General features: G+C 63.4%; 7 protein-coding genes and 1 pseudogene. All 8 read right to left on the bottom strand.

The annotated features are described in order from the left end of the window. Window positions 1-1,333 precede the first annotated feature (1,333 nt). The 8 genes and pseudogenes from ASG40_RS15115 to ASG40_RS15065 all read right to left on the bottom strand — a co-directional run bounded on the left by ASG40_RS15115 (window position 1,334) and on the right by ASG40_RS15065 (window position 14,719). Window positions 1,334-2,380: a PGN_0703 family putative restriction endonuclease gene (locus tag ASG40_RS15115; protein ID WP_156387749.1), complete on the bottom strand. Its 1,047-nt coding sequence runs from the start codon at window positions 2,378-2,380 to the stop codon at window positions 1,334-1,336. Window positions 2,381-3,025: 645 nt separating this feature from the next. Then, complete coding sequence (locus ASG40_RS15110) at window positions 3,026-5,695, bottom strand: DEAD/DEAH box helicase (protein ID WP_055887511.1); 2,670 nt, start codon at window positions 5,693-5,695, stop codon at window positions 3,026-3,028. Continuing rightward, window positions 5,692-7,317, bottom strand: coding sequence for a site-specific DNA-methyltransferase (locus ASG40_RS15105; RefSeq protein ID WP_055887508.1), 1,626 nt, complete (start codon window positions 7,315-7,317; stop codon window positions 5,692-5,694). The genes ASG40_RS15110 and ASG40_RS15105 overlap by 4 nt, the downstream gene beginning before the upstream one ends. Further along, on the bottom strand, window positions 7,314-9,119 hold the full coding sequence (locus tag ASG40_RS20720; RefSeq protein ID WP_162243325.1) for an AIPR family protein: 1,806 nt from the start codon (window positions 9,117-9,119) through the stop codon (window positions 7,314-7,316). The genes ASG40_RS15105 and ASG40_RS20720 overlap by 4 nt, the downstream gene beginning before the upstream one ends. A 480-nt stretch (window positions 9,120-9,599) precedes the next feature. Beyond that, window positions 9,600-10,555, bottom strand: a pseudogene (locus ASG40_RS20715) (IS630 family transposase). A gap of 731 nt (window positions 10,556-11,286) precedes the next feature. Further along, window positions 11,287-11,718 carry a hypothetical protein gene (locus ASG40_RS15085; protein WP_055887500.1) on the bottom strand — a complete coding sequence of 144 codons (432 nt, stop codon included), beginning with the start codon at window positions 11,716-11,718 and terminating at the stop codon, window positions 11,287-11,289. A 29-nt stretch (window positions 11,719-11,747) separates the two neighbouring features. Beyond that, the gene (locus ASG40_RS15080) at window positions 11,748-12,284 is read right to left on the bottom strand and encodes a hypothetical protein (protein WP_156387748.1); all 537 of its coding nucleotides are present in this window, start codon (window positions 12,282-12,284) and stop codon (window positions 11,748-11,750) included. A gap of 1,412 nt (window positions 12,285-13,696) precedes the next feature. Then, window positions 13,697-14,719: a hypothetical protein gene (locus ASG40_RS15065; protein WP_244480633.1), complete on the bottom strand. Its 1,023-nt coding sequence runs from the start codon at window positions 14,717-14,719 to the stop codon at window positions 13,697-13,699. Window positions 14,720-14,814: the final 95 nt, after the last annotated feature.

The following is a 14,814-nucleotide window of genomic DNA, read 5'->3' as shown; positions in this document are numbered from 1 at the left end:
GGGAAGTGCTTTTGATGATCCCGACGGCTAAGATAGGTCGGATGCGGAACGTCCGCTTCCGGGCAGGCGCCCACTTCCGTGTCTGGCGCAAAGCGGCAATGAGGTCCGCAACGTAATGGGGCTCTGGCGAAGACTGTGCTGGAGGTCTCGGGTGCGAGTGTCGGCGCCATCCGGGCAGCAGTTGGCGGAGGCGACCGCTGAAGTTTCAAACACTTGGCCTCGCCTCATACGGCCAGCATTTGGTGATGGCGTGCGGCGGGTGGTGCTGTCGGATACCAGGGCTGGGACAACCCGCCGTCGTCGATCGCCTCTTTGGCTGGGTGGGGCGACGAAGGTAGGCGGGCGTCTGCCTGTTCAGCCTGCCCGCCGGTGCCTTGTTATGCGGTCGCGAGGTGTAGGTTGAGCTGGTGCAGCCACCACTCCGTGAGTGCGGCAAGTTCGTTGGGGATGGTAGGCGACCACCAGGGGTCGGGGGTGATCCGGGTCGCGATCGTCAGCCGTGTCTCCAGTCGCCGGCCACTGCAGTGGATGGGCTCGAGGATGAAGCTCAGCAGCAGCGTACTGTCGTGGCCGTCCTGCTCCGGCTCGTCCGCGGTGCTGACCGTGAGGTGGTGGGGTGATCTGTGAGCTGTCTGAAGTGGCCGACGCTCTTCAACGTGGCCGTCGGCGCTGCTCACTCGCATGGCACTGTTGGCATGCGGGCGTAGGTCGAGTTCGACTGCGACGAAGCTAGGTTGCTGTAGATCGAGGGCTGGCTTGAATTCCTGCAGATCGACGAGTGCGCGGCTCAGCATGCCAGGCGTCGTTCGGAAGCGCTGGCTTGTGACGTAGGTGTNCTGTAGATCGAGGGCTGGCTTGAATTCCTGCAGATCGACGAGTGCGCGGCTCAGCATGCCAGGCGTCGTTCGGAAGCGCTGGCTTGTGACGTAGGTGTCGAAGGTCTGGCGGTTGGTGGATGTGAGCACGGTGGTGACGTCCGAGAGAAGACGCCGCACCGCATGCTGAGCGGACAAACCGTAGTGGGGTACGAGAAGTGCCACTATTATGAAGTAGAGGCTGTAGGGAACGAGAAGTGTGGCTGCGTCCGCACCGACATCGCGGGCGGCGTCGCCGGTCGTTGGGCCGGCTTTTGCTAATTAACTGATGAACGCGTGTCTGGATATAGTTTTGCTCTGCAGCGGTTGGATGACGCCATCGAGCGGTCTTAGGAGTGGCTACTGTGGCTGCGAGACAGAGGCTGCGCATTTCTCCGGGGGGCATGGGTCCCGGCGATGCGGCACGCCGAGACCCAAGGTTGGGGTGGTAATGGTGCGGGCCGCGGCGGCCGAGGTCGTCAGGCGGCCTTGCGGTGCGGTTGTGCCTCGGGCCGGGGCCGTGTCCGGTTGGCGTTCCGGGGATGCACGAACAGGTTGGTCTCGCTCGGGGTGGCATCGAGCTGCAGTTCGCCATCCACCAGCCACCAATCGGCGTAACGGCGGTGCAGTGCGCGGGCGTGGTCCGTAAGGCCGGTTGCCGCGAGCGCCGTGATCGCTTGCTCCAGCGTGCGGGGAATGAACGGGATCGGTCCGCCCGCCGGGTCACGAAGGTGGCGGGTGAAGGTGGTGGCGGCGGTCGCGGTGAGTGTGTTGTGCTGGGGGGCGATGAGCACCAACACGGCCCGGTCGGCAAGGCCCTGGTCGAGGATGGTGGCGGCGAGGCAGTGCTGGCGGAACAGCTGCTGGCAGGGGTTGGCACGCAACGCGGCCGCGGCGGGGTCGACGAAGAGGTTCGCGGTCGGGGCGATGGCGGCGTAACGGGGGCTGAAGCGCGGCACCGTCTCGAAGCTGCTCTCGCTGTACTTTATTTCGATGCCGACGAAGAGCCGCTCGCCTGTCTCACTGCGCCCACGAACGACGACATCGAAGGCGGTGCCATCCTGGGTGAAGCGGGCATCGCCGCGGCCCGGACTGTGCTCGAAGGCGAGGTCCGTGACGTCCTTCATTAGGCCCGGGATGAACTCCGCCATGAAGCGGGTGGCCAGGGCGAGGTCGCGGGCGAGCAGGCCGAACAGGTTGAAGGTTAGGGGCTGCGATGACAGCAGGTTGGTCTTGAGGCGGTCGACGTCATAGACCGCGCCGGGTTCACGGTACGCCAGGGCCCGGGCCACGACCGGGACGATGTCGGGGTGGATGAAGTTGGTGCCCTGCTCGCCTGCCGAGGTACCGATGCAGGAGCCGAGGCGACGGCGGCGCTTGCCTAACGAATCGGTGTGGTAGCCGATGGGCAAGTCGCGGTCCTCACGCCAGAGGGCCTGGAGGAACCGGGCCGCGGCCTTGAAGCGGTGGTCCGCGGGCACGAAGACGTGGTGGTGGCGCCGGGCCGCGTCGGGGATGAGTGGCACGCGCTCGATCGGGCCGAGATCGCTTGGGTCGATGAGGTCATGGAGGTGTGCGGGGACAGAGTCGCCGGTGCCTGCGGGGACGGGAAGATAGTTGACCATGGTGGTTGATGTCCTGACGGCGACCGCGGTGGTGCGGTCAGGTCAGGGTTCCCGGATCGGCCAGCAGGATGAACACGGCCTGGGTTGGGTCTAAGCGTATGCCTGTCCGGGCACTTGGAACGGCGGGGTATGGCAGCCGGGTGTCAGTGTGGTGGTCGGCGGCGTGTGGTGCAACGCGGTGGTGTGGGTCGTAGGCATCGCGGCCGGCGGCATCCGGCGGTCGTGGTGTGTGCGCCTTCTGCTCGCCGGGGGTGTTTTTTATCTGAAGATTTAGCGGTTCAGAAAGCGGAGAGACATGCGTTTGCCTTGCTGGCCTTCGCAGTGATGCGCTGGTGTGTCTCGTCATACCCATGCGGTTGGGCCACTTCCGAAGTTGACCTATTGCCGACACTCAGTATGTCTGCTTCCGGGCTTCGTGCTTATCCGCTACCCGAAATAACCAGCGACGTGACTGTATCGTGGGCTGAGACCATCGGGCCCCGCCTCCCCAGATGGCATTCGGCAAACGTCACGAGCCCAAGCCAAGATGTCTGGGGGCAGCATTGGTCACGAAAATCCTAGACGCTCCAGCGTCATGTTCTCGGCTATCGAGTCATCAGGAAGGAGGACGTAGCTCCAAGGCTTGCCGCCGTGACGAGTAGCGTGCGCGCTCGCGTGAGCGCACCAAGCCTGCGCGACGTCACGCTTTGTCATTACCTCAGGATCGACAAGCTGATTGGAAGCCTTCGGCTCCAGCATAAATATTCGGTCTGCCACCTCGGCCACGAAGTCAGGAACGTACTCGGGATGATCAGCGCCCCGGCGATAATAGATCTGGAATTGACCCTTCGCCGGTTTGAACCACTTCTCACTGTCGCGGTCGAGTACGATTGCGAGCTTCCGTTCGGCGTTCGATTGGAACTTCAACGCCGGATAGAGGCATCGTCGGAAACCGCCAAAGACGTACCGAGCGATGTTATTCAGGTCCGGCGGAGGTGCACGGAAGTTGAGTGGCTCTTCGTCTACGGCGGCGGTAAATGCGCTGTCGCGAAGCATCGTCCAACCCCGCTTGACAACGACCTCGTAACCCTCGTCGACGGCCTCCTCGTAATGGCTCTGCATCTGCCCGTGAATTAGGTTCGCCAGGAGTTCATCGTTAGCACTCAGCACTTCAGCAACCTCCTCCTCAGGCAGATAGGTCCGCAGGTGCGCAACGAACTGCCGAGCGAGGTCGTAGAGAAGGTCTGCGTGCTGGTCGTAGGCGATGTCCGGCTTGTCGATCAGTCGGCGCACGAGGTAATCTTCGAGCTGCTTCTCGTGCCCCCGGGACTCGCTGCTGGGCAAGAGCGTCTCCGCCCGTCCGGTTCGCAGCTCTTGGAGCCACAAGGTCGTCCCCCCAGGCTGCGGGCGGATGTTGGCGAGGTCTAGCGTAAACGGCCGGTAGCCGGATCTGACCTCGCCGCGCGGGGTAAGCAAAATGCGTGGAATGTTAATTATGCCCTGCACGACGAGCTCGGCCGTGCGTGCAACGACCGAGGCCACGTCCGGCTGTTCGCGGATGCCCCCGAGCTGAACGTGAGCGGGACGGTATTGGCGTTCGACCTCGACAACGACGGCCGCCTGGATGTCCGGCCTAAGGAGAGAGGCCGAGGTGGGAGCTCGGTCTGGCTGCGCTTCCAGTCGTCTGAACTCTGCCCAAGCGATCCGGGCTACGCGCCCCTCCACAGCGTCGAACACGGCTTGGTCGCGCTCGCCGAAGCCGTCGCCACCAAGCGACGAAGGTATGACATCAGTGGCTAGCCCGAGCTGGTCGGCGAGCCTGGGCCGGGACACGAAAGTGGTCGTGCGACCGGAAAGAATGGCATCGTCCAGCACCAACGAGCGCATACGGATGGGCGAGTCCGGCCGGTTTGCCGAGTCCACGATCTCCTGAAAGCGGTCGTGAGCGACGATGTTCAACCGGTCCACCGCTGCGACGCCCGTCCGCGCCCCGTAGGGCAGGCGTAGGCCGCGCCCAATCGACTGCTCAATCAGCGTCCGGGCGTTAGCGGCGCGGAGCGGCACGATCGTGTAGAGGTTCGTGACGTCCCAACCCTCTTTCAGCATGTTGACGTGGATCACGATCTCCGTCGGCTCCTCCGCCCGCTCGACGTTTAGCAGCGCCTGGACCGTCGCGTCCTCTTTCACGGAAGAATCGACCTGGATGACCCGTCCCGCGTAGCGTCCGCTGAACAGTTCGCCTTCGATGTTTGCCTTGAGCTCGGCCGCGTGGGTTATGTCGCGCGCGATTACGAGCAGGAAGGGCTTGACTCGCGGCAGCCCCGATTGCCTCGCGTAGGTCTCAAGCTCGACTTTCACACTTTCGTGCAGCCGGATACCGTCCTCGAGCTTAAGACGCTGGATCGCTTCTGCGCTCATGCCGGCCGGGTTGAAGTCGCGTCGTGTCACGACGACCGGCTCCTTGACGAAGCCGTCGACCATCGCCCGCCCGAGCGGGTAATCGAGGATCACGTTTTTGAACGGGACTGGCCCCTTTGGGGTCTCGACGAAAGGCGTGGCGGTCAGCTCTAGGCCGATCACCGGCTTCAGCTCGTTCAGCGCGCGCCAGCCGGCCGAGGCGCGGTAGCGGTGGCTCTCGTCCATGATGAGCACGAGGTCGGGCTGGCCGGCTAGATAGTCAAAGTAGCTCTCGCCCAGCGTCTCCCGAAAGGAGCGCATCCGGAGTTGGCGCCCGCCGCGCACCTCCGAGTTCAGCTTTGAGATATTGAAGATGTTGATCTTGCAGCGATGGAGAGAGTCGAGCAGCGCGCCCCGGCTCTCGAAGTTCTCACCCGTCACGATCTCGGGCTCGTCCGTCACGAACTCGCTGATGCCCCTGAAAACGTACTTCGGCGTATTCGGGGTAAAATCAGCGATAAGCTTCTGGTAGATCGTAAGGTTCGGCGCCAGCACGAAGAAATTCTGGATCCCGTGCGCCAGGTGTAGGTAAGCAATGAAGGCGCCCATCAATCGTGTTTTGCCCACACCGGTCGCGAGCGCGAAGCAGACACTTAGGAACTCGCGTTCGAAATCAGTTACGCTCGGGTACTCGGCCCGGATCGCAGCCAGCCCCCCCGCCCGATCGGCGCCGCGCCGCGGCGGGACGAGTTCGCAGACCCGGTCGAGGATCTCCAGTGACTGTCGCTGGGGCGCCCGTAGGCTCAGCCTCCCGGCGATCACGCCGACGTGGCGGTTCACTTCGCAGGCTCCGCGAACAGCGTCGCCTGCGCGGGCGCGCCCTCTTCTTTTGGCCCAGCCTCGGGCAGCGCCGCAATGACAAGCCTGTAATCGTCCCGGCCCCATTCGCAGCGGTCGCGGACGTGGTCGGGAATCTTTCTAACCGTGAGGTTAGGCAGGCTCCGGGCATCGCCCCGATAAGCCGCGCAGAGCACGAGAAGAGTGCGGTCGGGCCCGACCTCCTCCGAGAGGTCGCGAAGCTGCTCGTGAGTCAGCGTCTGGGTGGTGACGTACAAGAAGTCGCGCTCCGTCGAGAGACCCTGCATCCAGTACTCCGTCTCGGCGGGCGCGTAGGTGAAACCCTCGATCTTGCAGAGCGCCTCTGCCAGCATGGCGGCGTTGTAGCTTTTGGAGATCACCTCCCGACCCCACTTATCGCGTTCCAGAAGCGACGGTGCCAAGCGGAAGAAGCGGAAGCCGCCGCCACCCTTCCATCCGGCCACTTCCGTGATCCCGCCCGGATCAGTCCCATCGACCACCTTGCAAAGCCGCGGAACGATGTGAGTCTGGGCATGCTTACCCAACTCCACCATAATCCACCGCCGCCCCATTTTGTGTGCCACGGCCCCCGTCGTGCCGGAGCCGGCGAAAGAGTCGAGGACGAGGTCCCCGGGGTTCGTGGCGAGGTCGAGCACTCGCTTCAGGAGCGCTTCTGGTTTTGGTGTGTCGAACGACACGTCACCGGGGAATAGTGCCCGCAGCTCATTCTTTGATGTTCGATTGCTGCCAACGTCATTTTTTGACCAGAGCGTCCGCGGTACTAGGTCACCTACCTCGTTGAGGTAGCGTTTGATGCTTGGACGGGCGCTTCGGTTCGGTCCCCACCAGACACGGCCATTCTGATCTAGCTCTCTCAACCTTTCTTCGGAAACACGCCAATATCTCCCCGGAGGTGGAGAGAAGGTACGCCCTGTAGGACCAACCATTTTGTACAAACCCTTAGAGTAGGGCTTGTTAGCGTACGGGTCGCCGGGCAACCACGGTCCACGCGGATCGTCGTCGGGATTTGCATAAATTGCATTGGCTTCTTCGGTACGTGCAAGCCTCCGCGGAACCCATTCTGGTCCCTTTGCATAAACGATGACGTGGTCATGGTCGGTCGAGAACTGGCGAGCAGAGTTCCGAGGCGAGTCTGATTTCTCCCAGACCACATTTGTAACGAAGCATTCGCGCCCAAATACCTCATCAGCCATGACCTTGAAGTAATGCGCCTCGTTGTCGTCAAGTGTCACCCAGAGTGAGCCGTCCGGGGAAAGGAGACGGCGGATAAGCTCCAGGCGATCGCGCATCATGGAGAGCCAGAGAGAGTGCTCCATTCCATCGTCGTAGTGTGCGAAGGCCGAGCCCGTATTGTAAGGAGGGTCGATGAAGACGCACTTCACCTGGCCGGCGAACTCCGCCTCCAGCGCCTTCAGCGCCAGGAGGTTGTCGCCCTGGATTAGCCGGTTATCGAATACGTCCCGCTCGCCTCGGTGGCCCGCGTGGTGGGACAACTCCGGCTCTTCTAGGAGAATGCGAGGCTCCAGCCGTGGCCGCTTCTCCTTCCCGACCCAGGTCAGTTCCAACTTCTGTTTCTTCGTCACGTCAGGCCCCCGATTTGTGGAGCCTTGCTGGCGAGGTAATCATACAGCTTCACTGGATAGTGCTCTCCCGGAACGGCGACGGAGACGTGTGGGAGCGCGGGGTCGCTCTGCAAGTTGTAGTGATTGATCATCGCCTCACGAAGTATCGGGAGCGCTTCTCCGACATTGCGGACAATAGAGAGCGGCCCCTTGTCCGCCTGCTGAAGTCGAGCGGATACCGCATTCCAGAGCGCCTGGCGTGCTTCATCGAATGGTTGAGACAAAGCCCCAGCCAGTCTCGCAGGGTCAACGACTGTTGCACCCGCGAGGGTGGTTTCGATCCGCTTACCGAGAACGAATCCAATCGCATAGTCGCCGTGCTTATAGGTCAGACGTTCGTAACCCGTCCCAGCTGCGGCCTTTTCCTGGATGCGCATTTGCGCCTGCACGTACCGAAAGAAGCGTACGGCATTCAGCAAACGAAAGGCTGTCAACGATGGCGTGAAGAGCGACTTATAACTCGGACCCTCGACGAGCAGCAGCTGTCCCGGTTCTTTCTTCAGATAGACCACGAAGCGCGGATCACGGGTGACGACAGCTAGAGCCTGCGCCGCCTCCTCAATTCGAACGCGGTTAGTATCGGCCGCATCGCCGAGCGCCTCCGGCTTATAGGCGTAGTGGACGCCCAAAAGGGCCAACTCACGCCGTAGCCGCTCCTGCTCATCATCCAATGCAGCAAAGTTCTGGCTGTAGACGGGATTCTGATGGTTCCGTGCGCGCGTCACTCGCTTGCTGAAGTCGTGATCCAGATCAGCCTGAATTACGGTGATCGGAACATACGCATCCGCAATCGACGCATTAGGACGATCTTCTACAAAACCTGCAGCAGATGCGACCGTCTGTGCCCCGTTTATGATCGACAGACCAGTCAGGTCCAGTCGCCTGCCTCGGTGCGCATTGTTATTTTTAGGATCGATCCTCTCTGCGAGTATAGTCACACCGTTATTGAGGTGCTCAAACTCTTCCGGGCAGTCGGTCAGTGTCTGCCGGATCGCGATATTAACATCAGTCTTGTGTCCAAGGTGCTGGCGAATGTTCTTTGTATATAATGCTTTTCCAAACCGCTTGTGCAATGTCACTAGCCGATCGAGTGCAACAAAGCCGATGTACGTCTTGCGACCCTCGTCGCGATAACTGCTGGCCTTCAGGTGGACCGTTCCGTCCACGCGGGCATCGGCGCCACTGTCGTGCAGATATGTCGCAACCCTGTCCGCACCGAGCTCGGAGTAACCCGTGCACAGGCGCTCCTCATCATTCTTTTCTTCAACAATAAGTTGTTTGAGGGCGCCATCGGCATGTGCGCTCATGCCTGCACCAACATGCACGATGACCAGCTCGATTCGCGAGCAGTTTTCAATGGCATCTTCTATGGCTGTTTGTCGCCTCAGGACGTGCTCATTGAATCCGACAAAGTCCTGGCGGATCAGCTTCCGCACGCCCTGGCAAAACGCGTTGGCCTCTGTCTGCGAAAACTGTGAACCCGCCTTCAATTTAGCCTGCACAAGATACAGTGTTGTTGTCGACGCATGATAATGAATCGCGTCGACTCCATAATCATCGTAGTCGTCAACAACGGATGCAGATGCCTCGTCTGGGCTTGCCTCGCATAGTGCGCTGATTACGAGAGCAGCGAGAGCCCTGGATCGGTTCTTAATTGTGTCGTCCGCGCCGCCCTTCGGCTGCAAAAGCGGGGCCAGATGGGGAACGAAGGCGGAGTCAAGCTTGGCGTTCAGCAAGGCACTCTGCTGTGAGGACAGGCTCAACTCACTCTCCGACCCAGAATCCACCCAAGGCGCCACCACTTCGGGGCAGCCCTCCACCCCCATCCCTAGCCTGGACTGCATGAGAGCCGCAACTCGCGGGAAGCCTCAGCTCACAGTGGGAGGCCGCGAAGGGCGTTCAACTGCGCCACCGAGGGGCTGTCGAGGCTGGTGACCCGGTCTTTAAGCATCAGCGGTCCGCCAGCGCTGTGGGCGATCCTCGCATAGTAGCGCCTGCCGCCGAAGCCGTTGCCCTACCTGCCACCGTAGACGTTCTTCTCGCCGGCGATCAGCCACGCCGCGGCCAGCTCTTTGCGAGCGGGAAGACGAGGGAAGGTCGCGCGGTCGATCAGGGCCGTCGTCGCGGTGCCATCCGCCGTGGCGTCGCGGAACAGGGTTCGCCCGTCGCGATCTGACTATTCGATGGCGCTCCCGCTTCCCGGGCGAAGATCAAGATTCCGCATCAGTTAGAGCCGTTGCCGCTCATGTTGGTTCGAAGGCATCGTATCCAGCAGCGGCGACGTAGCTTCGGCATTCGTGCGGGCGGAAGGCCTTGAAGGCTTCTCGGATGGCGGCTCAGAGGTCTGGGACGGTGCGCGCGGCGGCCGTTCGCAGGAGCGCCTTCAGCTTGGCGAAGGCTTGCTCGATCGGGTTGAAGTCCGGGCTATAGGCCGGGTGGTAGAGCAAGCGTGCGCCGGCCGCCTCGATGGCTGCCCTCACCCCGGTGACCTTGTGGACGTTCAGGTTGTCGAGGATGACCGTGTCGCCGCGCTTTAGAACCGGAACCAGGGTGCCGGTGACGCAAGTCAGGAAGCGCTCGCCGTTCGTCGCTCCGTCGAACAAGGTGGTGGCGACGAGGCCGTTCGTGCGCAGGCCGGCGGTGACGGTGGTGGTCTTGTAGTGCCCGTGCGGAGCGGAGATGCGGCAGCGCTCGCCTCGTGGGGATCGGCCATAGGGCCGCTCCATGTTGGTGGCGGCCGCCGTCTCGTCGATGAAGACGAGGCTGTCTGGATCGAGATCGAGTTGGCCGTCAAGCCAAGCGTCCCGGGCCGCCCTCACGTCCTCGCGCTGCTGCTCGTCTGCATGAAGAGCCCCTTTTTACGGGTGATGCCGTGGCGACCGAAGAACCGCCACAGCCCGCTCGTGCTGGTTCGGACACCCTGCTGGGCTAGCCTGTCGCGTAGTTCCCGCAGGAAAATCTGCGGATGCTCGCGGCAGATCTCCAAGATCGTCTCGGCATGAGCCTCGATGGCGGGCGGGGATCGGTCGCCGCCCACGGGCTTGGGGGCGATCTCGCCCGCGTCCCGGAAGCGCGCGTGCCATCGGATCGCGCTGGCCTTCCCGACACCGAAGCGCTCGGCCGCTTGCCGGCGCGACGATCCCGCTTGAACCGCTTCGATGACTCGCTCACGCAGATCGACTGACAGAGCTGACGGCATGGCGCTCTCCTTCGAAAGCGCGCCATCGAATCAGACCGCGCCCCTCACCGCTACCCCCGACTCAAGCCGAACGGGAACGGCTCTAAGGGCGCGGCAGGCACGCCTCCACGATCACGGCGAGAGAGTGATCGTAGCCGCGTTCCTAGGCCCGTCAACCGATCGTCGTGCCCCGAATCTGCACGCCCTTCTCACGGCGACGCTCGCGGGGTGTTCAGGGTCCGTTCTTCACGGCGACGGGCTGGACCAGTTGTCACAACGCGAGCGTCAGAACTTCTTAAAGACGGCTATGGCTGCGCTCAAATGACCAGATCCACCGCCTGTTAAGGGACGGCACCGACGGTCGCCTATCTGCAAACGAATGTCCGCTGCTAGCTGGGGCGGTGATGTCCGCTCGTGGCGCAAAGCTGTATCGACGCTTCCGTTGTGGCAGCTGATTTAGGTGCCGCAGGTAAGCCGATCCGCGTCGGGGCTGAGCAACAGCTCGCCGGTGTCCGCGTTGGCACCATCCGGGCAGAAGTTGTTTGCGCGGACCGCCTAAGTTTCAAACACTTAGCCTGGTCTATTTTGGGCAGCTTCCTTGGATGTGGGGGAGGCGGTAGTGGGTCCTCCTTTCGTAAGCCTTTCACCTTTGTTTCCGCTGGCCGAATGGCATATATGTGACAGGTATAGTGGGGGAACGTGCGCCATGAAGCCGGCGATGGCCCCCGTGAACGCGCCCATCTGCCCCGGGCTCAGCTGCGGTAGTGTGCGTCTGAGCGCACGACGTGGCGCTGTTCGGTCAGGCCAAATCGTCGGACGAGTTCGGCGACCGTCTCGGGCCGTTGGAGCCGCCGGTCGGCGTAGATAGTGAACAATCCGGCCGGCCGCATGTAGACGACACGTCCGCGGGGGAAGACCTCATATTCGTGGGCGGTGATCGCAGTGGGCAGGCCCTGGCGGCGCAGAGCCGTGGCTCCGAGCCGCCGCCATTCCTCCCAGACCTCGCTGTGTCCGTGGGGATGGGTGAGGCAGTCGCCGTAGCTTTCCGCTTCCGCCAAAGGGGTGCGGTGGGTGACGAGCACGGTTCTGCCATTCTCCGGCACGCCCCAGAAAATGCCGACCGACGGCACGGTCGCCGCCTCTTGCTCCGGGCATTCCGGTCTGCGTTCAGCCGCGAAGTGCATGGAATGTCTTTCTGATCGTCGGGTCGTACTCATGGCCTCAGGATGTCCTCGAGCTGTGCAATTGGCGTCTCCGCCGGTCCTTCCTCCTCCTGCTCTGGGTAACCGAAGCGTCGGGCGAGGTCGGTGGTATCCGTTTGGCTGCCTGCGCCGATCGCATGGCAGACGGCGAAGTAGATCGTCGTCGCCGTCTCCAGCACGCCCGGCGGTCCGAATGCGGCGTTGATCGGCAGGTACTCCGCGGCCCAGCGGCCCTGTTCATCGCGATTGATCAGTGCCGGCTTCGATTTGGAGCAGAAGACGTAGCTGGTTCTCGCTTGCCCGCCCTGCCGCGGCGTCTTGCGGGCGTAGTTGCCGTCCGGATGGTGGGACTGCCAGCCCTTGAGCACGACCTTGAACAACGCCCCCGCCTTCGCGGTGCCGGCCAGATCCTTCTCCTCGACGCTGAACCAGCTGCAGAAACCCATGTGGCAACGCCCGGAGATCAGCTCGGCCGCGTTGGTCGGGGCAGGCGTCAGGCTCAGGCAGGCGAGGAGGGCCGCGAGCTTTCGTGTCCTAGGTCTGTGCATGGGGCCGCTCCAATCATGGTGCTGGGGGTGCTCGTGGGGCATCGTCAAAACACGAACTTCCAGTCGAAGCGGCGAACACGGGCGGCTGTGTCGGTGAGGTGGGCCGTGCACAGGATGACGATGTCCTGCTTGATCGGCGTTGTCCCCGCCCGCACCGGGTTCGGCTTGACCACGAAGCACAGGCCGGTAGCCGGCCAATGCCGTTGGCTGTCGGGGTTCCCCACCGGCATCAGCGTCACCGAGGTCAGGCGCAGGGCGTAGCCGTAAGCGTTCTCCATGGCGGGTGCCTGGGCGGTCGCGAACGCCACCACCGTCTTCACGCCGGCCTTGGCCTCGTCGTAGCCGGTGACGAGCGTGATCTCGCCCTGGCCGTCGTCGACGAGCCGGAAGTCGTGGTTGCAGCGACGAACCTGGCCGTCGACCTTGAGCTCGAGGCACAGCCCCGCCTTTGTCTCGTCGACCGGCGGATTGGCGTGGGCCGCCGGGGCGGCAAGGAGCAGGGCAAGCGTCAGGGTTGCACGCGGCAGCAGGGTGCGCATGGGGNAGGCACAGCCCCGCCTTTGTCTCGTCGACCGGCGGATTGGCGTGGGCCGCCGGGGCGGCAAGGAGCAGGGCAAGCGTCAGGGTTGCACGCGGCAGCAGGGTGCGCATGGGGCGGTTCCGTTTCAGAGGCAGAAGAGAGGGTTGACCGGGGGGGGCCAGTCGCGGCAGTGGGCGAACGCGGCTGTGGTCGCGCTCGGTCCTAGTCCGGATCAGCGGCGCTTGAGCGCTCCGGCGAAATCGCAGGACATTCCGTGGTAGTCGCTGCAGTTGTGCGCCGACATCGTCACGCGGCTGCGATCGGGGCTGAAGCGCAGCGTCACCTCGCAGGTCAGCTCGCTGCCCTCACCCTTCTGGCGCAGTCGCAGGGTACCGGGATTGATCAGGGTGGCCAGTCCACCCACGCTGCCGGTGCACTCGTTCGGCACTGCAGTGTCGGTGGTGACGTAATACTCCGGCCGGTTCGGTTCGGTCGAAACGTCCGCGACGCGCAGGGTGAGGAGCCCTTCGCCGCGGCCCTGGAAGCGGCCTTCGAGACGCGGTTCGGATTGGGCCTGCTCGGAGACGCACAGCAGAGCCAAGAGGGCGGCGTGGAAGGTGCCGCGGGTGAGGGCGGGAGTGGGCAGCGACATGATGACGAAGTCCCGTCGGGGCTCGAACGAGCCNGCACAGCAGAGCCAAGAGGGCGGCGTGGAAGGTGCCGCGGGTGAGGGCGGGAGTGGGCAGCGACATGATGACGAAGTCCCGTCGGGGCTCGAACGAGCCGGGACTAGGGATTCACGTAGACCCCCCTCGGAATTTACAGCTGGGCGCAGATTGTGGGTGCGGCTGGCGGTCGCATCCACAATCTGTGGGCGTGTGGAGGCGATCGGCTACGGGCGTCGGAAAGCGTTGCTGGTGCCCGCGCCCGGGTTGCCGATGGCCCGGACTGCGAGACTGAACGGCTCTGCCTGCAGCCTCTTAAGGTGTGTTCCGAAGATGCCGTCGCGTTGGTCGGCGTCGAAGCCGAACACAACGAGTCGTGGGCGTGGGTCGACCCGCAGACGCCGTGCTCCCTCGGCGACTTCTGCTACCAGAGGATCGCGCCGCCAGAGGTCCGCCTCCGACACGCCTGCGGCTCGCTGCACCCGCTGGCGCAGGGCGTCGAGCCGGATGAGGTCGCGGCATAGGAGTTGGTAGCCGCTCGCAAGGTGGTCGGCTTCTCGGGTCAGTGTCGTGGTGTAGCGCGAGACCTGCGCGACGATGGCCGGCTGCCCGCTCGGTGCAGCACGCAGTTCGGGGTTTGCGGCGATCTTGGCCTCGTGAAACACCAGCCATGCCTCGCCCGGCTCCGCACGCTCCTCCAGGCTTGCCACATCTAGTCGGTCCGGACTGCGGGAGACGGAGATTGGTACTGTGCTATCGAGGAGGGCGCCGCTGGCGTCCTCGCCGTCTGTATCAGCGCTGTCTGCAATGGAACTGGTCAGTGCGATCTCGACATCGATGACGTTAGGGGCATGCCGCAGCAAACGATGCAGGCCCGTCTTCTCCAGGCCCGATAGTGCAGTTGCGGCACGGAGCATCTCTGTCAACGTCGTCGGGCCGGCGTAGCTGGTCGATATGGCCGTCGCTGGGTCGATCCCGAATGCTCCTGTCGGGTCGAGACGAACAGTCGTTTGGCGCTGGCGCAGGAGATACTTGGCGTGCGTCTCGGCCGTCACCGTGCCGTTCGGGAAGGTGACGCGGAAGATCGAGGCGCCGCGGTAGTAGAAGTTCACGGCCTCGCGTCGCACCGCCAGGATCAAGTCCGGGTGGGCGAGCACGTCCTGCCACCAACCCGGGCGTTCCGCCAAGGCCTCTAGGGCGTCGAGGAAGCCGGGGCTCAAGGCCCGGAAAACGGAAACTGGATTACTCACGCTGCACACTCCCACCAAGTCCCGTCCTGTTCGATGCGCACGCTTGGTCCGAACAGCGCCGGGAACTGCTCGGGTGCGAAGGTGTGAATGGGTAC

The organism is Methylobacterium sp. Leaf399 (genome assembly GCF_001424525.1).
Taxonomy (GTDB): domain Bacteria; phylum Pseudomonadota; class Alphaproteobacteria; order Rhizobiales; family Beijerinckiaceae; genus Methylobacterium.
This window is presented reverse-complemented; position numbering and strand designations above follow the sequence as displayed.